Annotated in this window: 24 protein-coding genes and 2 pseudogenes; 8 read left to right on the top strand and 18 right to left on the bottom strand. The window is 72.4% G+C overall.

Annotated elements, in window-relative coordinates; all coding sequences use genetic code 11:
- Positions 1 to 6: 6 nt before the first annotated feature.
- On the bottom strand, positions 7 to 2,346 hold the full coding sequence (locus ACFY3C_RS36955; RefSeq protein WP_390773945.1) for an FHA domain-containing protein: 2,340 nt from the start codon (positions 2,344 to 2,346) through the stop codon (positions 7 to 9).
- Positions 2,347 to 2,428: 82 nt separating this feature from the next.
- Positions 2,429 to 2,839 carry a hypothetical protein gene (locus ACFY3C_RS36950; RefSeq protein WP_390773944.1) on the bottom strand — a complete coding sequence of 137 codons (411 nt, stop codon included), beginning with the start codon at positions 2,837 to 2,839 and terminating at the stop codon, positions 2,429 to 2,431.
- A gap of 327 nt (positions 2,840 to 3,166) precedes the next feature.
- Here ACFY3C_RS36950 and ACFY3C_RS36945 point away from each other — a divergent pair, with 327 nt between their 5' ends.
- Positions 3,167 to 3,547, top strand: coding sequence for a nuclear transport factor 2 family protein (locus ACFY3C_RS36945; RefSeq protein WP_386578593.1), 381 nt, complete (start codon positions 3,167 to 3,169; stop codon positions 3,545 to 3,547).
- A 77-nt stretch (positions 3,548 to 3,624) separates the two neighbouring features.
- Positions 3,625 to 3,927: a DUF1905 domain-containing protein gene (locus ACFY3C_RS36940; RefSeq protein ID WP_386578592.1), complete on the top strand. Its 303-nt coding sequence runs from the start codon at positions 3,625 to 3,627 to the stop codon at positions 3,925 to 3,927.
- A gap of 21 nt (positions 3,928 to 3,948) precedes the next feature.
- On the opposite strand, the pseudogene ACFY3C_RS36935 reads toward ACFY3C_RS36940, so the two are convergent.
- Together ACFY3C_RS36935 and mgrA are read right to left on the bottom strand one after the other, a co-directional pair.
- Positions 3,949 to 4,155: pseudogene (locus ACFY3C_RS36935) on the bottom strand (helix-turn-helix transcriptional regulator); the annotation flags it as partial.
- Positions 4,156 to 4,414: 259 nt separating this feature from the next.
- Positions 4,415 to 5,407 (bottom strand): L-glyceraldehyde 3-phosphate reductase, encoded by a 993-nt coding sequence (gene mgrA / locus ACFY3C_RS36930; protein ID WP_386578590.1) that lies wholly within the window; start codon positions 5,405 to 5,407, stop codon positions 4,415 to 4,417.
- A 126-nt stretch (positions 5,408 to 5,533) separates the two neighbouring features.
- On the opposite strand from mgrA, the gene ACFY3C_RS36925 reads away from it, so the two are divergent.
- Together ACFY3C_RS36925 and ACFY3C_RS36920 are read left to right on the top strand one after the other, a co-directional pair.
- Positions 5,534 to 6,415 (top strand): LysR substrate-binding domain-containing protein, encoded by an 882-nt coding sequence (locus ACFY3C_RS36925; RefSeq protein ID WP_390773943.1) that lies wholly within the window; start codon positions 5,534 to 5,536, stop codon positions 6,413 to 6,415.
- Between the two features lie 133 nt (positions 6,416 to 6,548).
- The gene (locus ACFY3C_RS36920) at positions 6,549 to 7,064 is read left to right on the top strand and encodes a DUF664 domain-containing protein (protein ID WP_390773942.1); all 516 of its coding nucleotides are present in this window, start codon (positions 6,549 to 6,551) and stop codon (positions 7,062 to 7,064) included.
- Here the strand turns inward: ACFY3C_RS36920 and ACFY3C_RS36915 are convergent.
- From ACFY3C_RS36915 to ACFY3C_RS36880, 8 genes are all read right to left on the bottom strand, one after another.
- The gene (locus tag ACFY3C_RS36915) at positions 7,046 to 8,116 is read right to left on the bottom strand and encodes an adenosine deaminase (protein ID WP_386578587.1); all 1,071 of its coding nucleotides are present in this window, start codon (positions 8,114 to 8,116) and stop codon (positions 7,046 to 7,048) included. The two genes, ACFY3C_RS36920 and ACFY3C_RS36915, sit on opposite strands and share 19 nt — an antisense overlap.
- A 46-nt stretch (positions 8,117 to 8,162) precedes the next feature.
- Entirely contained in the window at positions 8,163 to 8,555 is a 393-nt protein-coding gene (locus ACFY3C_RS36910) for a VOC family protein (RefSeq protein ID WP_390773941.1), read from the bottom strand.
- A 108-nt stretch (positions 8,556 to 8,663) separates the two neighbouring features.
- Positions 8,664 to 9,593, bottom strand: coding sequence for a M48 family metalloprotease (locus ACFY3C_RS36905; RefSeq protein WP_390773940.1), 930 nt, complete (start codon positions 9,591 to 9,593; stop codon positions 8,664 to 8,666).
- Complete coding sequence (locus tag ACFY3C_RS36900; protein WP_386578584.1) at positions 9,593 to 9,961, bottom strand: BlaI/MecI/CopY family transcriptional regulator; 369 nt, start codon at positions 9,959 to 9,961, stop codon at positions 9,593 to 9,595. Before ACFY3C_RS36900 ends, ACFY3C_RS36905 begins: the two co-directional genes overlap by 1 nt.
- Positions 9,962 to 10,219: 258 nt before the next feature.
- Entirely contained in the window at positions 10,220 to 11,128 is a 909-nt protein-coding gene (locus ACFY3C_RS36895) for an aldo/keto reductase (protein WP_386578583.1), read from the bottom strand.
- Between the two features lie 37 nt (positions 11,129 to 11,165).
- On the bottom strand, positions 11,166 to 12,488 hold the full coding sequence (locus ACFY3C_RS36890; RefSeq protein WP_390773939.1) for an aldehyde dehydrogenase family protein: 1,323 nt from the start codon (positions 12,486 to 12,488) through the stop codon (positions 11,166 to 11,168).
- A 122-nt stretch (positions 12,489 to 12,610) separates the two neighbouring features.
- Positions 12,611 to 13,813 (bottom strand): RNA polymerase sigma factor, encoded by a 1,203-nt coding sequence (locus ACFY3C_RS36885; RefSeq protein ID WP_390773938.1) that lies wholly within the window; start codon positions 13,811 to 13,813, stop codon positions 12,611 to 12,613.
- Positions 13,813 to 14,163, bottom strand: coding sequence for a YciI family protein (locus tag ACFY3C_RS36880; RefSeq protein WP_390773937.1), 351 nt, complete (start codon positions 14,161 to 14,163; stop codon positions 13,813 to 13,815). Before ACFY3C_RS36880 ends, ACFY3C_RS36885 begins: the two co-directional genes overlap by 1 nt.
- A gap of 147 nt (positions 14,164 to 14,310) precedes the next feature.
- Between ACFY3C_RS36880 and ACFY3C_RS36875 the strand changes: the two genes are divergently transcribed.
- Positions 14,311 to 15,375 (top strand): acyl-CoA dehydrogenase family protein, encoded by a 1,065-nt coding sequence (locus ACFY3C_RS36875; RefSeq protein WP_390773936.1) that lies wholly within the window; start codon positions 14,311 to 14,313, stop codon positions 15,373 to 15,375.
- Positions 15,376 to 15,879: 504 nt separating this feature from the next.
- Here the strand turns inward: ACFY3C_RS36875 and ACFY3C_RS36870 are convergent.
- The 4 genes and pseudogenes from ACFY3C_RS36870 to ACFY3C_RS36855 form a co-directional block, all read right to left on the bottom strand.
- Positions 15,880 to 16,416, bottom strand: a complete 537-nt coding sequence (locus tag ACFY3C_RS36870; protein ID WP_390773935.1) for an HXXEE domain-containing protein — start codon at positions 16,414 to 16,416, stop codon at positions 15,880 to 15,882.
- Positions 16,417 to 16,472: 56 nt separating this feature from the next.
- Positions 16,473 to 16,823: pseudogene (locus ACFY3C_RS36865) on the bottom strand (alkanesulfonate monooxygenase); the annotation flags it as partial.
- 156 nt (positions 16,824 to 16,979) lie between these two features.
- Positions 16,980 to 17,537: an NADPH-dependent FMN reductase gene (gene ssuE, locus ACFY3C_RS36860; protein WP_390773934.1), complete on the bottom strand. Its 558-nt coding sequence runs from the start codon at positions 17,535 to 17,537 to the stop codon at positions 16,980 to 16,982.
- Between the two features lie 229 nt (positions 17,538 to 17,766).
- Entirely contained in the window at positions 17,767 to 17,844 is a 78-nt protein-coding gene (locus tag ACFY3C_RS36855; RefSeq protein WP_386578665.1) for a putative leader peptide, read from the bottom strand.
- 158 nt (positions 17,845 to 18,002) lie between these two features.
- Here ACFY3C_RS36855 and ACFY3C_RS36850 point away from each other — a divergent pair, with 158 nt between their 5' ends.
- The gene (locus tag ACFY3C_RS36850) at positions 18,003 to 19,379 is read left to right on the top strand and encodes a cryptochrome/photolyase family protein (RefSeq protein WP_390773933.1); all 1,377 of its coding nucleotides are present in this window, start codon (positions 18,003 to 18,005) and stop codon (positions 19,377 to 19,379) included.
- Between the two features lie 49 nt (positions 19,380 to 19,428).
- On the opposite strand, the gene ACFY3C_RS36845 is transcribed toward ACFY3C_RS36850, so the two are convergent.
- Positions 19,429 to 20,463 carry a MerR family transcriptional regulator gene (locus tag ACFY3C_RS36845; protein WP_390773932.1) on the bottom strand — a complete coding sequence of 345 codons (1,035 nt, stop codon included), beginning with the start codon at positions 20,461 to 20,463 and terminating at the stop codon, positions 19,429 to 19,431.
- Positions 20,464 to 20,557: 94 nt separating this feature from the next.
- Between ACFY3C_RS36845 and ACFY3C_RS36840 the strand changes: the two genes are divergently transcribed.
- Positions 20,558 to 21,148, top strand: coding sequence for a sigma-70 family RNA polymerase sigma factor (locus tag ACFY3C_RS36840; protein ID WP_390773931.1), 591 nt, complete (start codon positions 20,558 to 20,560; stop codon positions 21,146 to 21,148).
- A 225-nt stretch (positions 21,149 to 21,373) separates the two neighbouring features.
- The gene (locus tag ACFY3C_RS36835) at positions 21,374 to 21,811 is read left to right on the top strand and encodes an SPW repeat protein (protein WP_390773930.1); all 438 of its coding nucleotides are present in this window, start codon (positions 21,374 to 21,376) and stop codon (positions 21,809 to 21,811) included.
- A 143-nt stretch (positions 21,812 to 21,954) separates the two neighbouring features.
- Here ACFY3C_RS36835 and ACFY3C_RS36830 read toward each other — a convergent pair whose 3' ends face one another.
- Positions 21,955 to 23,412 (bottom strand): APC family permease, encoded by a 1,458-nt coding sequence (locus ACFY3C_RS36830; protein WP_390773929.1) that lies wholly within the window; start codon positions 23,410 to 23,412, stop codon positions 21,955 to 21,957.
- Between the last annotated feature and the right edge of the window lie 3 nt (positions 23,413 to 23,415).

Here is a 23,415-nt window from a genome sequence, read left to right as displayed (position 1 = left end):
GACCGCCTACTTCCGCATCACGGCGGGTTCGTGCCGGCGCAGCAGCCAGGCGACCAGGAGGCCGTAGCCGACGGACAGCACCAGCAGCATGGCGAGGTCCAGCAGCCAGACTCCGGCCGAGTGCCGGAACAGGGGGTCGGCGGTGAGGTCGCCGGGCACGATCCGGGCGAGGTCGACCGTGCCGGCCATGGCGCCGAGCGCCCAGCGGGAGGGCACCAGCCAGGACAGTTGCTCAAGGACGGGTACGCCGTGCAGCGGGAGCAGGGCGCCGCAGAAGACGACCTGGACGATGGCCAGCAGCACCAGCAGCGGCATCGTCACCTCCTCCTTGCGCACCAGCGCGGACACCAGCAGGCCGAGCATCATCGCGGTGAAGGCCAGCAGGGCGACGGCGAGGGTGATCTCGGCCAGGGGTGGCAGCAGGACGCCGTGGCCGCCGGGGGCGCCCAGGTCGACGCCGAGCAGGGCGACCAGGGTGAGGACGACGGCCTGGACGACCGTGATGGTGCCGAGCACCACGACCTTGGACATCAGGTACGCCGATCTGGGCAGGCCGACGGCGCGTTCGCGCCGGTAGACCACGCGTTCCTTGACGAGTTCGCGCACCGCGTTGGCGGCGCCGATGAGCACGCCGCCGACGCACAGGATGAGCAGCGCGTTCATCGCGGTGTCCTGGGTCAGCTTCCCGCCCGCGAGGGCGCGGTCCATGGCGCCCATCACGAACGGCAGGGCGATCATGACGGCGAGGAAGGTGCGGTCGGCGGCGAGGACGGCGGTGTAGCGGCGGACGAGCGTGCCGAGCTGGGCGCCCCGGCTGCGGGGGCGGGGCGGTGGTGCGGGGGCGAGGGGCGCGGAGTCCGGGCGGCGGGGCTGGGTGGTGGCCTCGGAGACGTAGTGCCGGTGGAAGGGCGAGTCGCGGTACTCCCCGGCCCAGTCCCGGTCCTGGTCGCGGTCGAAGGCCTCGAAGGCCTCCGGCCACTGCTCGAAGCCGAAGAAGGCGAGGGCGTCGTCGGGCATGCCGTAGTACGCGATCCGGCCGCCGGGGGCGAGGACCAGGAGGCGGTCGCAGACGTCCAGGCTGAGGACGCTGTGCGTGACCACGATGACGGTGCGGCCGTCGTCGGCGAGAGTGCGCAGCATGTGCATCACCGACCGGTCCATGCCGGGGTCGAGGCCGGAGGTCGGCTCGTCCAGGAACAGCAGCGACGGCTTGGTCAGCAGTTCCAGGGCCACGCTTACCCGCTTGCGCTGCCCGCCGGAGAGGCTGTGCACGGGCTGCTCCGCGCGCTGTTCGAGGCCGAGTTCCCGGATCACCTCGTCCACCCGGGCCAGGCGTTCCGACCTCGCCGTGTCCTCGGGGAAGCGCAGCTCGGCGGCGTAGGACAGGGCGGCGCGCACGGTGAGCTGGGGGTGCAGGATGTCGTCCTGCGGGACCAGGCCGACGCGCCCGCGCAGCTCGGCGTAGTCGTGGTAGAGGTCGCGGCCGTCGTACAGGACGGTGCCGTGGTCGGCGGGCCGCTGGCCGGTCAGGGCGTGCAGCAGCATGGTCTTTCCGGCGCCGCTCGGTCCGACCACCGCGAGCAGGCACTTCTCCCCCACCGGGAAGGAGACGTGGTCGAGCAGGACCTTGCTGCCGTGGTCGACGGCGACCGTGAGGTCCTGCACGTCGAGGGAGATCTCGCCACGGTCGACGTACTCCTGGAGTTCGTCGCCGACCAGGCAGTACGCCACATGCCCGACGCCGATGATGTCGCCGGGGCCGACCGGGGCGCGGGTGACGGGCCGGCCGTTGAGGTAGGTGCCGTTGTGGCTGCCGAGGTCGACGATCTCGTGGCCGCCGCCGAGGAGGGCGCGCAGTTCGGCGTGGTGGCGGGAGACGGTCAGGTCGTCGACGACGAGGTCGTTGCCGTCGGAGCGGCCGATGCGGATCGTGTACGCGGGCAGGGGCCGTACGCTGCTCGGGGCGCGGAAGGTTCCGGTCAGCTCGGGACGCGAGATCCCCGACGGGCGGTCGGTGGCGGGTGCGCGCGGGCCGAGCGGTACGGCTCGGGGGCCGTCGTCGGGGTTGCCGAAGCGGATCACGCTGCCGGGGCGGACGTCCCACTCCCGGATGCGCAGGCCGTCGGCGAAGGTGCCGTTGGTGCTCTGCTCGTCCCTGAGCGTCCAGCCGTCGTGGCCGCAGCTCAGCACGGCGTGGTGCCATGAGACCCGGGCATCGTCGAACACGATGTCGCTCAACGGATCACGTCCGACGTGGTAGTCGTGGCCCGGGCTCATCACCGTGGAGCCCGTGTCGGTCTCCAGAACGAGTTCGAGTGACGTCGGGGCGACCGGCTGCTCCGCCATGGCCAGAATTGTACCGATTCGTTCACATATGCGCCCCTGTGGCTCCGGGGTCTCACTGCGCGCGGAACCGCCGTGGCACGTGTCAGGCGACGGGTACGACGAGCGCCGGGAGGGTGCGTTGCATGCGCAGCGCGTCCACGGACTCGGCGAGCAGCTCGTACTCGGTGGTGTCGTCACTGGCGGCGATCCGCACCAGCCGTCCACCGGCCAACTCGTCGGCGGCCAGCTCCTGCTGCACGTCGTCGGCGCACCAGGCACGCAGCAGCGCGGGGACATCGGCCACCGTGTCCGCGACCGGCACGAGCGCCCCCGAAGGGTAGGCAGGGCCCTCCGGCCTGGGGTCGAGCCGCTCGGCGATCCAGGACGCCCGGTCCCGCAGCCACCACAGGGCCAGCGCCAGGGTCGGCGCGCGATAGGTGCCGAGCGGTACGCCGATCCGCTGTCCGCCGCACACGCCGTACGCGGTGACATGGCACAGGAACTCGTCGTGCACGATCACTCCCCCGAACGCATAGCTGCGGTGCCGGCCGAACCCTCGCTTTCCGTACGGCTCCCGTGCGGTGAAAGTGCCCCTGAAGTTCGAGTATCGCCACTCCCGAAACACTGTCACCATGACTTTCCGGCCAGTCTCTTGGCATATTCACCGCCCGTTCTGGCCGAAAATGCACCGGCTATGCGCCGGCTGTACGGCACCTCCGTCATTACCCGGGAGGTAATCGACCCGCCCCCACCGCTCGGGCATGGTGGTCACACCGGATCGGCGGAACCCCGGATCCGGCTTCTGACCAGCAGATACGACCTCGATGGAGGCTGATTCGCCATGACCGTGAACACCAACAGTTACGACAGCGCCGTCGCCCGTTACTTCGAGGCCTGGAACGCCACCGAGCCGGAGGCCCTGCAGAAGGCGGTCGCGGCGGCCTGGACCGCGGACGGCAGCTACACCGACCCGCTCGCCGACGTCCGCGGGCACGACCAGATCGCCGCCGTGATCGCCGCGGCCCACCAGCAGTTCCCCGGGTTCGCCTTCCGCCCGCTCGGCGCGGTGGACGGGCACCACGACACCGCGCGGTTCGGCTGGGAGCTGGTGAACCAGGCGGACGGCTCGGCGCCGGTGGCCGGGTTCGACGTGATCACGCTGGACGGCGAGGGCCGGATCCGCCAGGTGCTGGGCTTCCTGGACCGGCTGCCGGGGGCCTGAGGCAGAGACGGCGATGAGTTTTCCCGCTCGCGGCGGTCCGGTAAGGGAGGAAAAGATCACCGCGAGCGGAGACCATCATGAACACCGACGGCAGGAACACGGGCACGGCGGGGAAAGTCGACGAGGAATTCACCGCCGTCCTGCGCAAAAGCCCGGAGAAAGGCGGCTGGACCTATGTGGTCTGGCCGCGGTCCGTCGAATTCTTCGGCACCCGCGGACTGGTCAAGGTCCGCGGGACGGTCGACGGCCACCCCTTCCAGAGCTCCTTCATGGCCCTGGGCGACGGCACCCACAAGCTCCCCGTGAAGGCCGACGTACGCAAGGCGATCGGCAAGGGCGAGGGCGACACGGTGACCGTACGCCTCCAGGAGCGACTGTGACCGCAGGCCTCGTGGAGCGGCTCAGCTCCTGGCCACCACCTCCCGGTAGCGGCGGGGCGCCACGCCGACGGTGCGTTTGAAGGCGTTGCTGAAGGCGCTCTCGGACGTGTAGCCGACCGAGCGGGCGAGCGTCGCGACCGGGGTGGAGTCCTGCCTGAGCGCGCGGGCGGCCAGGCTCATCCGCCGGTTCCGCAGGTAGGTGAGGGGCGGCACGCCGGCGGCTTCCCGGCAACAGAAGACCGTCCCGAAGGGAGCGGTGACCGGCATGTGGTGCGCCACCAGCCCGCAGCTCGACGGACTGGGTGGTGTCTACGGCGAGAACTGCGACATCAGCCCCCTGGTGGCCGCCGAGAACGAGGCCGGGTGGGGGGGCGGAGTCGGGACAGCCCGGCGTGCTGCCGTACGCCGTCGACCCGGAGGCGGCGGCCCGCCTCTGGGAGGTCAGCGAGCGGCTCACGGCCTGACGGTCACTCACCGCCCCGCGTGCTCAGCCCTTCACGATCGCGTCGATCCGCGCCAGTTCCTCGTCCTCGAAGTCCAGGTTGCGGATCGTGCCGACGCTGTCCTCGATCTGCCGCGGGCTGCTCGCGCCGACCAGGGCGGAGGTCACCCTGCCGCCCCGGAGCACCCAGGCCAGGGCCAGCTGGGCCAGGGTCTGGCCGCGGGACTTGGCGATCTCGTCCAGGGCGCGCAGCCGGCCGACCAGGTCCTCGGTGACCGCGTCCGAGTTCAGGAAGGGGCTGTCGCTCGCGGCCCGGGAGTCCTCGGGGATGCCGTCGAGGTAGCGGCCGGTGAGCAGGCCCTGCTCCAGCGGGGAGTACACGATGGAGCCGACCTGCAGCTCGTCCAGGGCGTCCAGCAGGCCCTCGTCCTCGGGGCGCCGGTCGAGCATCGAGTAGCGCGGCTGGTGGATGAGGAGCGGGGTGCCGAGTTCACCGAGGATGCGGGCGGCCTCGCGGGTCTGCTCCGCCGAGTAGTTGGAGACGCCGACATAGAGCGCCTTGCCCTGCTGCACCGCGGAGTGCAGGGCGCCCATCGTCTCCTCCAGCGGAGTGTCCGGGTCGAAACGGTGCGAGTAGAAGATGTCGACGTGGTCCAGGCCCATCCGCGTGAGGCTCTGGTCCAGCGAGGACAGCAGGTACTTGCGCGAGCCCCATTCACCGTACGGGCCGGGCCACATGAGGTAGCCGGCCTTGGTGGAGATCACCAGCTCGTCGCGGTACTGCGTGAAGTCGGCCTTCAGGGCCTCGCCGAGCGCGGACTCGGCCGCGCCGGGCGGCGGGCCGTAGTTGTTGGCGAGGTCGAAGTGGGTGACGCCGAGGTCGAAGGCGCGGCGCAGGATGGCGCGCTGGGTCTCGACGGGCCGGTCGGGCCCGAAGTTGTGCCACAGGCCGAGGGACAGCGCCGGGAGCTTCAGGCCGCTGCGTCCGGTGCGCCGGTAGGGCATGTCGGCGTAACGGTCGGGGTGTGCGGTGTACAACGCGACTCCAGAGGGGTTGGCACAGGTGAGTCCGGTTCCGGGGAACCGGTGTCCACTCTGTCGCGGCCCGCGGGCAGTGGTCCAACAGGAGAATCCGATGGAATTCAGCGGATACGCTTCTGAGTCATGGAACTGCGCCATCTCCAGCACTTCGTCGCGGTCGCCGAGGACCAGCACTTCACCCGGGCCGCCGAACGCCTCATGGTGTCGCAGTCCGGCCTGTCGGCGTCCATCCGGGCGCTGGAACGGGAGCTGCGGGCACCGCTGTTCGTGCGCACCACCCGCCGGGTGACGCTCACCGAGGCGGGGCGTGCGCTGCTGGTGGAGGCCGAGCGGATCCTGGCGCAGGTGCGCTCGGCGCACGAGGCGGTGGCGGCGGTGCAGGGCGTGCTGCGCGGCACGCTGGCGCTGGGCACCGAGCAGTGCATCGCCGGGGTGCATGTGGCGCAACTGCTGGCGGGTTTCCGGCGGCGGCATCCCGACGTGGAGATCCGGCTGCGGCAGGCGGGCTCGGGCGCGCTGGCCGAGGAGGTCGCGGCCGGACGGCTGGACCTGGCCTTCGCCTACCGGACCCAGGCGGACGACGACCAGCTGCGCTCGGTGTCGCTGACCAGCGAGCCGATGACGGTCCTGTGCCATCCCGATCACCGGCTCGCCGCAGCCGGCGCGGTGCTGACACCGGACGATCTGGCCGGTGAGGTCTTCGTGGACTTCCACCCGGACTGGGGGCCGCGCCGCACCACGGACTCCGCCTTCGCCGCGGCCGGTGTCCGGCGCACGGTCGCGCTGGAGGTCAACGACGTGCACAGCCTGCTGGACCTGGTCGACGAGAACCTCGGCATCGCGGTCGTACCGAGGCACTTCCGGCACAAGCAGCCCTCGCTGACGGCACTCCCGGTGAAGGGCACGGGCGAGGCGGAGTACGAGACCGTGGCCCTGCTGCCGCCCGAGCGGGCGACAAGCCCCGCGGCCCGCGCCCTGGTCACCCTCCTGGAGACCGGCGCCTGACACCGTCCCAGGACGGGCCCCCGGCCTCCTGATCGGGCGGCCGAGCACCCGCCCCTCACCGCCCGCACCGGGTTCGGGCACGAGGGGCCGGATTCCGCACGCATGACCGCGCGCAATGCGCGATGGTGGACGCATGCATGCGAAGGACATCCTCATCGACGGCTACGGCCGCATCCAGGAAGAAGTCCATGCCGCCCTCGACGGCCTCGGCCCGGACGAACTGCACTCCCGCCCGGCCCCCGACGCCAACTCCATCGCTTGGCTCGTCTGGCACCTCACCCGGGTGCAGGACGACCACATCGCCGACGCCTTCGACCTCGACCAGGTGTGGCTGACCCAGGACTGGCAGAAGCGCCTCGGCCTCGACCTGCCCCGCCACGACACCGGCTACGGGCACACGCCCGCGAAGGTCGCGAAGGTGCGGGTCGAGTCGGCCGGCCTGCTCACCGGGTACTACGACGCCGTGCACGGGCAGACCCTCGGCGCCCTGCGCGAGCTGGCCGCCAAGGATCTCGAACGCGTCGTGGACGAGCGCTGGGATCCCCCGGTCACCCTGGGGGTCCGCCTGGTGAGCGTCCTGTCCGACGACCTTCAGCACATCGGACAGGCCGCCTACCTGCGGGGGCTGCTTCAGAGCGCGGCGGCGTAACCCGGCAGGACCACGTCCTCGATGAGGGCGCCTCGCTCGTCGAACGGGATGAACGCGCTCTTGAGGGCGTTCACGGTCACCGTGCGCAGGTCCTCGACGGTCCAGCCGGCCTCCTCGACCAGCAGGGACATCTCCCGGGTCATCGTCGTGCCGGAGACCAGCCGGTTGTCGGTGTTGAGGGTGACCCGGAAGCCCAGGTCCTTCAGCGCGGTGATGGGGTGCTCGGCGATGGAGGTGGCGCAGCCCGTCTGCAGGTTGGAGGTCGGGCACATCTCCAGGGCGATGCGGCGGTCGCGCACCCAGCCGGCCAGGCGGCCGAGCTTGCCGTCGACGATGTCCTCGGTGAGGCGCACGCCGTGGCCGATGCGCTGGGCGCCGCACACCTGGAGGGCCTGGTGGATGCTGGGCAGGCCGTGCGCCTCGCCGGCGTGGATGGTGAAGGGCACGCTCTCGCGGCGCAGGTGCTCGAAGGCGGCCAGATGGTCGGCGGGCGGGAAGCCGTCCTCGGCGCCGGCTATGTCGAAGCCGACGACACCGGCATCGCGGTAGGCGACGGCCAGCTCGGCGGCCTCGCCGACGCGGTCGAACATGCGCATGCCGCACAGCAGGGTGCCGACACGGACGGGCGTACCGGCGGCGGCCGCCTTGGCCATACCGGCGGCGAGGCCCTCCTGGACGGTCTCCACGACCTCGTTCAGCGTGAGCCCGCCCTTGGTGTTCAGCTCGGGCGCGTAGCGCACCTCGGCGTAGACGACACCGTCGGCGGCGAGGTCGAGGACGTACTCCTCGGCGACGCGCAGCAGGCCCTCACGGTTCTGCATGACGGCGAGGGTGTGCTCGAAGGTGGCTATGTAGCGGACCAGGTCGCCGGAGTTGGCGGCCTCGTAGTACCAGGCGGCCAGCTCGTCGGGGTCGGTGGTCGGCAGGGTGTGGCCGACCGCGGCCGCGAGCTCGACGACGGTGGCGGGGCGCAGGCCGCCGTCGAGGTGGTCGTGCAGGACGGCCTTGGGCAGGCGGCGGATCACGTCGGCGTCTACGCGCGTAGCAGTCATGGCGGGTCTTTCCTTGAGCAGGGGGTTCAAAGCAGCGGGAGGAGAGTCAGGCGGCGGGCTGGAGCAGGTCCCAGCGGTTGCCGTAGAGGTCCTGGAAGACGGCGACCGAGCCGTACGGCTCGTGGCGCGACTCCTCCAGGAAGGTCACGCCGGCCGCGGTCATGCGGGCGTGGTCGCGGGCGAAGTCGTCGGTGTACAGGAAGAACCCGACCCGCCCACCGGTCTGGTCCCCGATCCGGGCGCGCTGGTCCTCGCCCTTGGCGCGGGCGAGCAGCAGGCCGGTGCCGTGGTCGTCCGTGCCGGGCTCGACCACGACCCAGCGGGAGCCGTCCGGCCGCGGCGTGTCCTCGACCAGTCGGAATCCGAGCGCCTCGGTGTAGAAGCGGATGGCCTCGTCGTAGTCGTCCACGACGAGGGTGACCAGGGCAACGCGTCGCATCGGGGCCTTCCGGTGAGGGTGGTTAGCGGGTGAGGTTATACGTAAAACTTCGCGGACGCCAGTCACCCGCCGCACGGGTGGGTCCGGCGGTTCGCGAGGAGCGGTGGATCAGGGCTTTTCGTCGCCCTGGGCGACCTCGACCCGGTGGTGGAAGTCGGCCATTCCGGTCACCGCGGCCACACAGGAGACGGAGGCGCAGACGAGCAGGAGCGCGGCGATGCGCCGACCGGTGCGGTGCGCGGACCGGGGGGCGGCCAGCAGGGCCTGGACGCGCCGGGGGACGGGGCCCGTCGTGGCTGCCGCGGCGAAGTCGGGGCGCTCCGAGCGGGCGGCCTGGCCGGCGAGGGCGGCGCGGGCGACGGCGCGGGCGGTCAGACGCCGGTCGCCCACCGAGGCCGCGGCGGCCTCGTCGGCGGCGCGCTCGGCGGCGAGCCGGATGGTCTCGCGCACCGGGCGCAGGGCGGGATGGCAGTGCGCCGCGAGTTCGGCGGCGGCGAGGAAGTAGTGGTGGCCGCCGTCGTTGTGCGCCCGCTCGTGCGCGAACAGCGCCTCGCGCTCGCGGCCGTCGAGGCTGCGCAGCATGGCGGTGGTGACGACGATGCGGTGCGGGCGTCCGGGCAGGGCGTACGCGTCCGGGCGGGGCGAGTCGACCACGCACAGGTCGCCCGCGGCGGGTCCGCGGCCGGCCTCCGTGCGGGCGGCCCGGAAGGCGCGGGTCTGGCGCAGCACCGAGCGGACGAGGGTCCAGCCGCACACGGCGAGGGCGCCGACGGAGGTCGCGGCGGCGGGCAGGACGACGAGGTCCGAGGCCGTGCGCAGCGGGTGGACCAGCTCGCCGAGCGCGGCGAACAGCGGCACCTTGAGCAGGCCCGTCAGGACGAACGCGCCGAGCGCGGCCAGCGAGCTGCCCGCGAGGACCACCGCACAGGCGGTGATCGCCCACAGCGCGACGGCCGGGACGAGCCGGTCCAGGGCCCGCCGGGCCAGTGCCGGCAGGGCGAACGGCAGCAGCAGCGGCAGCAGGAGCAGTGCGGTCATCAGTCGTCGGACTCGAGCAGGTCCCGCAGGATGCGTTCGTCGTCGGGGCTGAGCTGGGCGACGAAGCGGGCGAGGACGGTTTCGCGGTCGCTGTCCCGGTCGAGTTCGGTGTGCATCCGGCGGGCGGTGAGGCCCTGGGCGTCCTGGAGCGGGAAGTAGGCGTAACCGCGGCCCTGGCGCCGCCGCTCCACCATGCCCTTGTCGTGCAGGCGGGTGAGGATGGTCGTCACCGTCGTACGCGCGAGGGCCGCGCCGAGGCTCAGCTGGACCTGGCCGGGCGTCTGGGGCGCGGCGGCGGCCCAGAGGGCGGCCATGACGCTCGCTTCGAGCTCACCGGCCGGCCGGCGTTCGTCCTTGGCGTCGGTCATGGGAACGTTCCTCACCCCGTCTTCGTCTGCTGTTCGGAAGACCGTCTACGCCATTGTAGTCAGCCGGGTGCCCTCCTGGGCCGAGCGCCCGCACGCCCATGATGGGAGGGGGCGCCGACGATCTCCGTACGGCTGCGTGCCCGGCCGCCCTCAGATCCTGCTGCCGATGCCGCCCATGGCCTGCTGCAGCGGGTGGCGGCGGGGCAGGTGGTGAGCCGGCCGCCCCGGACCGATGGCCCGGGGCGGTCGCGCCGGGTGTCAGACGGCCTGGGTGTGCAGAGCGTTCAGCCGCTCCAGCTCCTCGTGGCTGAGCCGCAGGGCGCCCGCGGCGACGTTCTCCGTCAGGTGGTCCGGGTTGCCGGTGCCGGGGATGGCGAGGACGTGCGGGCCCTGGTGCAGGGTCCAGGCGGTGCGGATCTGCGCGGGGCTCACGCCGTGCGCGCGGGCGACGGCGAGGACCTCGTCGTCGTTGCGCGTCCCGGCCGCGCCGCGCTCGGCGCCCTCGCCCGCGACGGCGAAGTAGGGCACGAAGGCGATGCCGCGTTCGCCGCACATCCGCAGGAGTTCGTCGTCCCGCGGGTCCGGGACGTCCAGCGCGTACCGGTTCTGCACGGAGACGACGGGGGCGATCTCCAACGCCTCGGTCAGGTGCCGGGGTTGGATCGCGGAGATGCCGAGGTGCCGGACCAGGCCGGCCTCGCGCAGTTCGGCGAGGGCACCGAAGTGTTCGGCGATGGAGTCCTGGTTCATCCGGCGCAGATAGACGAGGTCGAGGTGGTCCCGGCCGAGCTGACGCAGGTTCTCCTCGACGTGACCGCGCAGCTGGTCGGGCCGGGCCGAGGTGCCCCACTCCCCGCAATAGTCGCGGAACGGGCCGACCTTGGTCGCGATGACCAGGTCGTCGGAGTACGGCGCGAGGGCGGTGTTGATGAGTTCGTTGGCGGAGCGCAGGGAGGAGAAGTAGAACGCGGCCGTGTCGATGTGGTTCACGCCGAGTTCCACGGCCCTGCGCAGGACGGCGATCGAGCGTGCGCGGTCGCTGACGGTGCCGAGATGGAAGGCGGCACTGCCCGTCAGCCGCATGGCACCGAAGCCGATGCGGTGGACGGGCAGGTCGCCGAGCTTGAAGGTACCGGAGGCGTCCGCGGTGATCGTTTCAGCGGTCATCGGCGGAGTCTCGCACACGCGCCCCGGAACGGTCCCTTCAGCCGAGCGGCTTGGCCAGCACCGCCTTGCGGTGGCTGAACGTCTCGATCGAGTAGCGCCCGTGGTAGCTGCCCATGCCGCTCTCGCCCACACCGCCGAACGGCAGGTCGGAGACGGTCAGGTGGGCGAGCGGCAGGCCGTGGCCGAGGCCGCCCGAGGAGGTCTCGGCGGCGATGCGCCCGCGCGTCTGCTCGGACTCGGTGAAGACGTAGAGCGCGAGCGGCTTGTCGCGGTCGTTGATGAAGTCGATCGCCGCGTCCAGGCTGGACACGGTGACGATCGGCAGGACCGGGCCGAAGATCTCCTCCTGCATCACCGGGGACTTCGGGTCGACGTCCGCGAGCACGGTCGGCGCGATGTACTTGTCCGTACGGTCGCTGCCGCCGCCGACCGCCACCCGGCCCGAGGCGAGCAGCGCGGAAAGCCGGTCGAAGTGGCGCTCGTTGACGATCCGGCCGTACTCGGGCGAGGCCTGCGGGTCGGTGCCGAAGAGGGCATCGACGGCGCGGACCAGCGCGGTCTCCAGGGCTGCGGCGGTCTCCGGGTCGGTGAGGACGTAGTCGGGGGCGACGCAGGTCTGGCCCGCGTTCAGGAACTTGCCGCGCGCCAGCCGGTCGGCGACCACGTCGAGGTCGGTGCCGCGGTCGACGAACACCGGGGACTTGCCGCCCAGTTCGAGGGTGACCGGGGTGAGGTGCTCGGCGGCGGCGCGCATCACGATGCGGCCGACGGCGCCGTTGCCGGTGTAGAAGATGTGGTCGAAGCGCTCGGCGAGCAGGGCCGTGGTCTCCGGGATGCCGCCCTCGACCACGGCGACGGCGTCGGTGTCGAGATGGGCGGGGATCAGCTCGGCCAGCGCGGCCGAGGTGGCCGGGGCCAGTTCGCTCGGCTTGGCCACGACCGCGTTGCCGGAGGCCAGCGCGCCGACCATGGGGGCGAGCAGGAGCTGGGCCGGGTAGTTCCAGGGGGCGATGACGAGGACGACGCCGAGCGGGTCGTACTGCGTCCAGGCCGTCGCGTCGCCACCGAGGTGCGCCGGGACGGGCGCGGACTCCGGGCGCAGCCACTCGTCCAGGTGCTCGAGGGTGTGGTCGATCTCCCGGATCGTGAAGTCGATCTCGGTGCGATAGGCCTCGGTGCTGCTCTTGCCCAGGTCGGCGTGGAGGGCGGCGGCGAGGTCCGCGCCGTTCTCCGTGAGCATCGCGCGCAGGCGCCGGAGCTGGCCGGTGCGCCACTCGACGGGCTTGGTGCGGCCGGTGCGGAAGGTGGCGCGCAGCCGGGCCACGACGTCGGCGGGCTGCTCGGAGGTGGAGTGGTTCACGGATGCCTCGCTGGTGGTGCACGGGCGGGTCGGCCCGAGCGTAGGGTCTCGGAAGGTCAGATGTAAATACCAACCTTTCAGGTGCCCAAGTAAATTCCACCTGCTGTCGTGGGTGACGAGGGTCACGTCGTCCGGTGGTCGAGGTCCCGTCGGCGCCGCTCCAGATGGGCCCGCTCGGCCTCGCTCGCGGCCAGCTCGACGGCTTTCGCGTACTCCGCCGCGGCCTCGGCGGGCCGGTCCAGGCGGCGCAGCAGGTCGGCGCGGACGGCGTGCAGGACGTGGTAGCCGGTGAGGTCGAGGGAGTCGACCAGCGCCAGGGCCTCGGCCGGGCCCTCGACCTGCGCCACCGCGACCGCCCGGTTCAGCGCGACGACCGGTGACGGGGCGACGGCCGTCAACTGGTCGTACAGGCTGAGGATCTGGCCCCAGTCGGTGGCGGCGGCGATCGGTGCGTCGCTGTGCACGGCGTTGATCGCGGCCTGGATCTGGTACGGCCCCGGCCGGTCGCGGCGCAGGCAGCGCCGGACCAGGTCCTGGCCCTCGGCGATCAGGGCGCGGTCCCACCGGGCGCGGTCCTGCTCGGGCAGCGGCACCAGGGCGCCGTCCGCGTCCTGCCGGGCCGGCCGGCGCGCCTCGATCAGCAGCATCAGGGCGAGCAGTCCGGTGACCTCGGGTTCGTCCGGCATCAGCTCGGCCAGCAGCCGGCCGAGCCGTACGGCTTCCGTGCACAGGGCGGGATCGCCGGTGTAGCCCTCGTTGAAGATCAGGTAGACGACGGCGAGGACTCCGCCGAGCCGGTCGGGCAGGTCGGCGTCGCGGGGCACGCGGTACGGGATGCCCGCGTCGCGGATCTTGGCCTTGGCCCGCACCAGCCGCTGGGCGAGGGTCGGCTCGGGGACCAGGAAGGCGCGGGCGATCTGGGCGGCGCTCAGGCCGCCGAGCAGGCGCAGGGTGAGGGCGACCCGGGACTGCAGGGCGAGTGCGGGATGGCAGCAGGTGAAGATCAGACGGAGCCGGTCGTCGCGCACGGGGCCCTCCTCGGGCGGTGCGTCGGGCGCGTACAGCCGGACGGCCTCGGCGTGTCGGGCGTCCCGGGAGGACTCGCGGCGCAGCCGGTCGACGGCCCGGTTGCGGGCGGTGGTGATGATCCAGCCGGCCGGGCTCGGCGGCACACCGGTCTCCGGCCACTTGCGCACGGCGGTGGCGAAGGCGTCCTGCACCGCTTCCTCGGCGAGGTCGATGTCGCCGAGGAAGCGGACGAGGACGGCGACCGCGCGCCCGTACTCCGCGCGGAAGACGGCCTCGATGCCGGGCGCCTCGGCCATCAGTGCTGGTCCACGAAGGGCCGTACCTCGATGGGCAGGGTGGTCGCCAGGGCGGCCTTGCGTCCCCACTCCAGAGCCTCGTCCAGGTCGGCGGCCCGGATCAGGCAGAGCCCGCCCAGGTACTCCTTGCCCTCTGTGTAGGGCCCGTCGGTGATGAGCACGTCGCCGTCCTTGGGGCGCAGCACGGTGGCGGTCTCCGGGCCGTGCAGGCCACCGGCGAAGACCCAGGCTCCGGCCGCGCGGAGTTCGTCGTTGAAGGCCTCGACGTCGCGCATGATCTCGGCGAGCGCCTCCGGGGCGGGCGGCTGTCCGCCGGCCGGCTGGACCACGCTGAGCAGGTAGTGCTTCATGATGTCCTCCTGCGGTTCTTCCCCGGCGTCTTCCCGCTGCCGGGGGTGTCTGTCACCTCCTACACGAACGGGCGGAGCCCGGATCGACACCGCGCGCCACGGATCCGGAAGAAAAAACCGGCAGCGGTCTTCGGAAGAATCCTCCGCATGACCGACATCGCGCATCCGCTTGTCTTCCGCGCCCGGCGGCTCGCCGTCGGCCTGCTCCTCCCCGAGGCCGAACGGGTGGACCAGGAGGGCGTCCCCGCGAGCCACATCGAGGCGGTGAAGGAGTCCGGGCTGCTCGGCGTGGTCGCACCCGTCGCCTACGGCGGCGCGGGGGCACCGCCGTCCGTGCTCCGGGAGACCGCGGAGATCCTGGCCGGGGCGTGCTGCTCGACGTGGTTCGTGCAGACGCAGCACCACACGCCGGTGCAGACCCTGGCGAAGAGCGAACTGCCGGTACGCGAGCGCCTGCTGGGCCCTCTGGCTCGCGGCGAGCTGCTGTCCGGGGTGGCGTACGCGCATCTGCGGGCGTATCCGCGCGTCCCGGTGCGGGCGCGGCGGGAGGGCGGCGGCTGGCGGTTCGACGGGACCGTTCCCTGGTACACCGGATGGGGCCTGAACGACGTCATGCTGCTCGCCGGGGTGACCGAGGCGGACGAAGCCCTTTTCGCCTTCGTCGAGGCACGCGACCAGCCGGGCCTGCGGGCCTCGCCGCCGCTGCGCCTCGCGGCGCTCACCGCCGCCCGCACGGTGTCGCTGGAGCTGGACGGCCTGCGAGTGCCCGAGGAGGCGGTGGCCCTGCGGACGCCGTACGAGTCGTGGGCGCCCGGCGACCGGGCCAGAACACTGAACGCCAATCCGGCGGTCTTCGGCATCGCGGAGGCGGCCCTGTCCTTGCTGGACGAGGAGTCCGCCCGCCCGCTGCGCGCCCGCCTCGCCGCCGTCCGCCGCCACGCCTACGCCCTGGCCGACCACCCGGCGCCGCTTGAGCGGGCCGCGGAACGGCTGGCCGTACGGGCCGAGGCGTACGACGTCCTGGGTACGGCGACCACGGCGGCAGTGGTGGCCGGCGGCGGCCGCACCATGTCCCTGACCAGCCGCGCCCAACGACTGGCCCGCGAGGGGCTGTTCCTGCTGGTGCAGGGGCAGACGGCGGAGACTCGGCAGGCGCATTTGCGGGCGCTGGCCGGGGGGTCGGGCGGGGGGTGGGCCGGGGGTGGGGCGTGAGGCCGGGCCGGGCGTGAAGCCGAGCGGGGCGTGTTGCCGTGCCGCGCGTGTTGCCGAGCGGCGCGTGAAGCGAGCGGCGCGTAAGCCGGGCAGGGCGTAAGCCGGGCAGGGCGTGAACCGGGCGCGGCTTGCGGGTGGGCGCCGAGCGCCGACCGGGGGCGCTGCCGGGGGCTTGCACGGCGACGGTGCGAGATGGGGTTCGGTGCCCGGGCACACCCGAGGTGGGCGCCCAGGCACACCGGCGGATGCCGTACGCCACAGCCAGTCGGCTCGCATGTACGCGCCACACGCGGACGGGCCGGCGGCGGCCGCCCGGCCACACCCGAGGTGAACGCGCGGGCACAGCGGCGGAGGCGGTGCGCAACAGCGAGCCGGCTCGCCTGAACGCGCCACACGCGCACGAGCCAGCAGCAGCCACCCGGCCACACCCAAGCCGAACGCCCAAGCACACCGACAGACGCCGCACGCCACAACCACCCGACTCGCGTGCGCGAGCCAGGGTAGTCAGCGGTGGCGCAGTACCCGGCGCGCCACGGCGTGGGTGCCCACCGTGGCGGCCGCGGCGAAGGCGAGGCCCTGGAGTGCGTCGCGCGGGCGGGTGGGGCGGAGGACCCCGGAGCGGCGCAGGCGGCCGCGGGCCCACAGGGTGAACGGGAGGACGATCAGCGGGGTGGTCACCGAGCCCGGGGTGTAGCCCCGGAACGCGGCTGCCTGAGCCAGGTGCACCACGCCGTGCAGGCCGAAAGCGTTGAGCGCCGTCTGGTAGACGGCGGAGCGGCCGCTGGTGCGGTGCCCGTCGGCGGCTGCCGCCGCGACCACCACCGCCATCGCGGCCACGGCGGTCGTGAACTCGCGGCCGTCCACCGACTCCAGTTGCCGCCACACCGTCTCCGGCACCCGGGGATACCGCTTCCGCAGCTCCGGGACCGCTGTCCGCACCCACCTCGGCACCATGACCAGTTCCTCGGTGTCGTGCACGGCCCAGGCCGCCAGCAGCCCGAAGGTGACGGACGCCCCCACATCCAGCGGTTCTCGTGTCATGAACCCGCAGTCTGCCAGGCGGAGTTGCTCACCTGGTCAGCGCCCCGACGGCACCTTCACCGGGGGATCCGTCGGCCCACTGTCGGGAGCCGCCACAGCCCCTGTGCGGCGAGCCGGGGCAGCACGCCCTCGCCGAACCAGTACGCCTCCTCCAGGAGCGGGTAGGCGGAGAGCACGAACTCCTCGATGCCCAGAGCGTCGCGGCTGCCGCCGTGCAGGGCGAGCATGCGCCGCTGCCCCTCAAACTCGCTGCGGCCCAGACCCGCCTGGACAGACCGTACGGCCTCCGCGTCGAAACCGTCGAGCAGCCGGTCCGCCTCGGCCCAGGCCTGCTCGGAGGTGTCCCGCGTGATGACGTGCAGCCGGATACCGAAGCGCAGGGTACGGCCGTGCCGCGCGGCCGGCCCGCTGCTCCTGGCTCTCGCCGCCGGTGACCATGTTGAGCAACAGCCACCCGCCGGTCCCTCGGCGGCATCGTTCAGCAGGGCCGGTATCGACGGCTGGGTAGAGCAACTCGAGTTCGGCGTCAGGGAGTTACCACCGGACCTGCGCAGTCGTGCTGCTCAGCCCGCCGCCGCCAGTACGGGAGTCGTCCGCTCCAGGGCCGCCGAGAACTGGTCCACGATCTGTCCCAGGGCCTCGGCGGCGGCCGGGGCCACGGTGAGCGAGCCGTCCTCCCGTACCGCTATGTCCTTGTCGAGGGTGAACCAGCCCTGGACTATGTGGGCGGCGCCCATGGAGTTCAACACCGGGCGCAGCGCGTAGTCGATGGCGAGGACGTGCGCGGTGGAGCCGCCGGTGGCGAGCGGCAGCACGGTCTTGCCGGTGAGCGCGTACTGCGGCAGCAGGTCGAGGAGCGCCTTGAGGACTCCGGAGTACGACGCCTTGTAGACGGGGGTGCCGACCACGACGCCGTCGGCACGGGCGAACAGCCCGGTCACCTCGGCGATGGCCGGGTGCCGGAAGTCCGCGCCGAACAGCGCGTCGGCAGGGATGGTGCGGACGTCGAGCGGGATCACCTGGTGGCCCTGGGCGATCAGCCGCTGGTCCAGGTGGCGCAGCAGGCGACCGGTGCGCGAGGAGGCGGAGGGGCTGCCGGAGACGGACAGGACGGTGGCCATGAGGTGCCTCATTCTGGGTGCGGGGCGCCGGTACGGGGACGGGCCCGAGAAGGGGGGAGGTCAGGCGTGGGAGGGCGGTACTCGCCTGTCGACGTACTCGACCTCGCAGGCGGCGATGCGCTCCGCGTTCCGCTCCGGGCACGCCGAATTCAATGCGCGCCGAACGCAAGGGAATTCAGGCGAAAGCAGAAGGGGGAAACGAATGGCGGCGGATCGAAAAGTCGGGCGATCAGGCCGCGTTGCGACAGGAGGCGCTGGTGACACGCGCGAGATCGACGTGGCGTCGCCGCGTGAGGTCCAGTCGCATCGTCATGCCGCCGATCGTGGCAGCCGCCCGCGAAAGCCGTCAAGGTAATCCCGACCGGTCTCGTATCGCGAAACATTGAATTTCACGAGGGTGCATCCGTCGGCCGCCCCAGGCCGGAATCTCCAAGTGACCGCACCCCCGTGTTCCGGAGCCGCACCATGTACGTCTCGGTCGTCCTGTTCACCGCCGATCTGCGCCTGCACGACCATCCGCCCCTGCGCGCCGCGCTGGACGGCGCCCGTGAGGTCGTCCCGCTGTTCGTCCATGACCGGGGCGTGACGGAGACGGGGTTCGCTGCGTCCAACCGGCTGGCGTTCCTCGCGGACTGTCTGGGGGATCTGGACGCCGGGCTGCGCGAGCGCGGCGGCCGGCTCGTGGTGCGCTCCGGTGACGTCGTCACGCAGGTGTGCAGGGTGGCGGCGGAGGCCGAGGCCGACGAGGTGCACCTGGCGGCCGACGTCAGCGCCTACGCGCAGGCCCGGGAGCAGCGGCTGCGGCGGGCTCTGGAGGCGGACGGCCGGCGGCTGCACGTCCACGACACGGTGACCTGTGCGGTGGCCCCCGGCACGGTGACCCCGGCCGCCTCGGACCACTTCGCCGTGTTCACGCCGTACTTCCGCAGGTGGTCGGCGCAGGGGCTGCGGGGCGTCCTCGGCGCGCCCCGCTCGGTCCGGGTACCGGAGGGCATCGCGTCGGAGGGGCTGCCGTCCCGTGCCGCGCTGCCGGGTGTGTCACGGGGACTGGCCGCGGGCGGGGAGCAGGAGGCCCGCAAGCGCCTCGCCTCCTGGCTGCGGACCGACATCGCCGGCTACGCGGACCGGCACGACGACCTGGCCGGCGACGCGACCTCCCGTCTCTCCCCGCACCTGCACTTCGGCACCCTGTCCCCCGTCGAGCTGGTCCACCGGGTGCGCGGGCTGGGCGGCCCGGGTGCGGAGGCGTTCGTGCGGCAGCTCGCGTGGCGCGACTTCCACCGCCAGGTGCTGGCGGCACGGCCCGCCGCGGCCGGCGCCGACTACCGTACGCGGCACGACCGTTGGCGGACGCTGGAGACCGCGCGGGAGGACGTCGAGGCCTGGCGGGAGGGCCGTACCGGATATCCGGTGGTCGACGCGGCGATGCGCCAGCTGCGGCACGAGGGCTGGATGCACAACCGCGGCCGTCTGCTGACGGCGAGCTTCCTCACCAAGACGCTGTACGTCGACTGGCGGGTGGGCGCCCGGTACTTCCTGGAGCTGCTGGTCGACGGCGACGTGGCCAACAACCAGCTGAACTGGCAGTGGGTGGCCGGGACGGGCACGGACACCCGCCCCCACCGCGTCCTCAATCCGGTCATGCAGGGCAAGCGGTACGACCCGCACGGTACGTACGTCCGCCGTTGGGTGGAGGAGCTGAGGGGCGTCGAGGGGCGCACGGTGCACGAGCCGTGGAAGCTCCGGGGCCCGGAGCGGGCGGCCGCCGGTGCGTATCCGGACCCGATCATCGAACTGGCCGACGGGCTGGCCCGCTTCAAGCGGGCTCGCGGACGTGACTGAGGACGGTCCGTCCGCTCTGCGGAGCGTTCTACCGTTCCCTGCCAGCGTTCTACCGTTCCCGGCCCGGTCGGCCGCAGGCCACCGCCAGCGCGTCAAGAGCTTGGGGCAGGCTCGTCGGGCGGAGCATGCCGCGGCTGGGCCGGCCCGCCCAGCCGGGGCCGCCGAGCAGGACCAGCGGCCGCGACCTGGCCCCCTTCACCCCCCACTCCGTGGCCGCGATGTGCTGCGCCAGCGGCAGGCTTGCCGTGGAGCGGGCCTGCGCCCACAGCACCACGGCGGCCGGGCCCAGGCGCCGTACCGCAGCCGCGAGCGCCTCCGCGGGGACGGCGGCGCCGAACATCCTTGTGGCGATGCCGAGTTGGCTCAGTCCGGCGTTGAGCGCCTCCAGGGGCAGGGTGTGCTGTTCGCCGGGCACGCAGGCCAGCAGGACCGGGCCCGCCGGCGTGGGACCGGCGGACGCTACGGGCGGCCGGGTGTGCCGGCGCAGGGTGGTGGAGACGTGCCAGGACAGCAGGTGCTCCACCTCCACATAGCGGTCTCCGGACGTGGCCCACTTGCGGCCCACGGCATGCAGGGTGGGCACCATGACCTCCTGCCAGGCGTGGATGAGGCCGAACCCGGCCACGGCGGCGGCCAGCCGCTCCTCCACGGTCGGCGCGTCCAGCCGTACCGCCGCGCGGGCCAGGCCACGGCGCTCCTGGCGCACCTCGCCCAAGGGCGGCGCGGCGGCCGTGAGGGAGCGCGCGGTCGCAGGTCCGCCGGTGGTCTCCTCGTCCTGGGCGGCGGGGGGCCGGGGCCCGCCCGCGGAGGCCTCGTCCCGCGCGGCCCGGGCCGCCTCGGCAGGGGGCACACCGGCCGAGGTCAGCCGGCACATCGCCTCCAGCACGGCGACGTCCCGGGGCGACCAGCGCCGGTGCCGGCCCGCCACGCGCTCGGCGGGGCCGATGCCGTAGCGGCGTTCCCAGGAGCGCAGGGTGGTGGGTGAGACTCCGAGCCGGCGGGCGAGGGCACCTGTGGTCAGCACCGCCTCGGCCGCCGCTGCGTCCGGGGCGGACGGGCCGGCACCGACGTACTTTCCGTCCACACCGCGACTATACGATGCAGAATCGATGCGGGTTGAGGCCATGGATCCCGCGCTCCGAGGATGACGGCACCGTCTCGCCCGAGGAGCCGTGATCATGCAGCACCACGTCGAGGAGCGCCGCAGCGACGAGGAACCGGCCCGGAGCCTGCCGACGGGCGACGACGCCTGCCTGGCCGCGATCCACCGACGCTGGTCCGCCCTCGTGTACGGCCTGGCGCGGAGTTCGCTGGGCGATGCCTGGGAGGCGGAGGACGTAGCCCAGCAGGTGTTCCTCGGGGTGTGGCGGGGGCGGCACGGATACCGGCCCGAGCACGGTCCGGCGGCCGGCTGGATCGTCTGCATCACCCGGCGCAGGATCGCCGACGCCCTGTCCGCGCGGACCCGGCGGGCGTCGCTGGTCGCGGCCGCGGGCTCGGCCCTCGCACTCACCGGCACTGCCGAGCCGGGCCCCGAGGCGGCGCTGGACCGCCTCCTCGTCCGGCATGCACTGGCCCAACTGCCCGCGCCACAGCGGGAGGTCCTGCGCCTGGCCTTCTACGAGGACCTCACGCAGACCCAGATCGCCGCGCGCACGGGGTGGCCCCTCGGCACCGTGAAGAGCCACGCCCGGCGCGGCCTGGACCGGCTACGGCGTCTGCTCGGGCCGGTCCGGGTCGGAGCGGACGCCGGAGTTTTCGATGCGTAAACGGTGCGGTGTGCAGGAGATCGCCGCTGAGGCGCCACTCCACTCGGTCGGCCCCCGGAGAGAGTCGGCGCTCTTCGGGGGCTCTCCTTCGCCCCGGACCGCACGGCCAAAGCTGCGCACCAACCTCTACACATAAAGGGCGAATAAGAGGAAACTAGGTACGCGGCGCTTACCGCACACCGCACCAGAGGCGGTCGGGCCCGCAAGTCAAGAAGGAGACGAGTCATGGCCAACGTCTCGCACAGGGGTGACATGACAACCCACCCCGATATCTCCGAAATGCGGGCCCGGTACGCCCGCATGCTCGGCGGTCGTGATGTGGCGCTGGTGGACGGGCCGGTGTTCCTGCTCGGTCTGTACTGCGCGGCATCTCCGTGGATCCTTCACTACACGACAAGCCAGCCGGCGCTCGCCACCCACAACCTGATCGTGGGCATCGCCATAGGCCTGCTGGCCCTGGGGTTCACCACGGCCCCCGAGCGGATGTACGGCCTCAGCTGGGCCATGTGCGCCTTGGGTGTCTGGATGATCATCGCGCCGTGGATCGTGGGCAGCAGCCCGGACACCGGCGTGATCCTCAACAACATCATCATCGGCGCCCTGGCCTTCGTTCTCGGCCTGATGTGTGCCGGTACGGCTGCGAAGAGCGTCCCCAAGCCATAAGGACAAGACACGAGGAAGGGAGGACCACGTCGAAGGAAGTGAAGGCCACAAAAGGAAGACGGGGCCGGTCCGCCCGGGCGGACCGGCTTCCGTCTGCCCGCACCTCATGGTGGTGACGTCGGTGCGGCGCACGGCTGTTGGAGTCAGGCCCCCGCCGGCTGACCGTCCGGCACCGGTGCGGCGGCCAGGTACTCCTCGCTGATCTCCCGCTCCCCGAACGGCCACACCTTCTCCAGCCGTGCCCAGATCAGGAAGGCGACGCAGCCGAGGACCAGCCAGGCCAGCGACCACTCGATGGGATGACGGCCCGGGGAGTTCTTGTCGGCGTAGGCGTAGATCACGCACCAGCCGGCGAAGGCGATGACGCTGGGGAGCGGGTAGAGCCACATGCGGTACGGGCGGCGCAGGGTCGGCTGCCGCTTGCGCAGGACGGAGAGGCCGATGATCTGGGCCAGTGCCTGGACGATCACCATCACTGTGGTGAGCAGTTGGATGAGCGTGGCGAGGTCGGTGTGGCGGCCGATCAGGAAGCCGACGGCGGTGATCACGCCCATGGTCGCAAGGCCCAGCATCGGGAAGCGGTGCTTGGGGTGCAGCTTCTCGTAGGGGCGGAAGAAGACCCGGTCGCGGGCCGCGTCGTAGGGGACGCGGGAGCCGCCGAGCAGGCCGGTGAAGACCGAGGCGAAGGCCGTGATCAGGATGAGGACGGTCACCGTGTCGGCGGCGCCCTTGCCCCAGGTCTCCTCCAGTACCGCGGAGGCCACGGAGGTGGAGGCGATGTCCTTCGGGTCGGTCATGCGCTGCCAGTCGAGGACGCCGAGCGTGCCGATCTGCAGGAGCAGGTAGATCGCCATGATGCCGAGGATCGAGAAGAGGATGGAGCGCGGCAGGATGCGGCCGGGGTCCTTGATCTCGGCGCCCATGTAGGCGGTGGTGTTGTAGCCGAGGTAGTCGTAGATGCCGATGGTCAGGCCCGCGGCGAAGCCGAGCCAGAAGTGGTTCGAGGTGAGGTCGAAGGCGTGCGCCGGGTAGGTGAAGGCCCGGTGCGGGCTGAAGTCCGTGGCCGCGGCGACGATCACCAGGAGGACCGAGGCGATCATCACGGTCCACATCACGGCGGTGATGCGGGCGATGTGCTCGATGCCGCGCCAGAGCAGCAGTACGACGAGGGCGATGACGCCGAGGCCGATCAGGTCGCCCGAGGTCCGGCCGAGGTCGGGGGCGAGGTAGCCCAGGTACTGGACGAAGCCGACCACGCCGGTGGACATGATCAGCGGGATGAAGAGCATCGCCGTCCACACGAACAGGAACGGCATCAGTCGGCCGGTGCGGTACTGGAAGGCCTGACGGAGGTAGACGTAACTGCCGCCGGAGCCGGGCATGGCGGCGCCCAGCTCGGCCCACACCAGCCCGTCGCAGAGGGCCAGCACGGCGCCCGCGACGAATCCGATGACCGCCTGGGGGCCGCCGAACGCGGCGACCATCAGCGGGATCGTCACGAACGGGCCGATGCCGCACATCTGGCTCATGTTGATGGCCGTGGCCTGGAACAGGCCGACACGGCGGACGAAGCCACCCGAGGGTGGCGGGCTACCGGACATGGG

Source organism: Streptomyces sp. NPDC001410 (genome assembly GCF_042895235.1).
GTDB lineage: Bacteria > Actinomycetota > Actinomycetes > Streptomycetales > Streptomycetaceae > Streptomyces.
The sequence above is the reverse complement of the archived record's forward strand: the minus strand, read 5'-3'. Positions and strand labels throughout refer to the sequence as shown.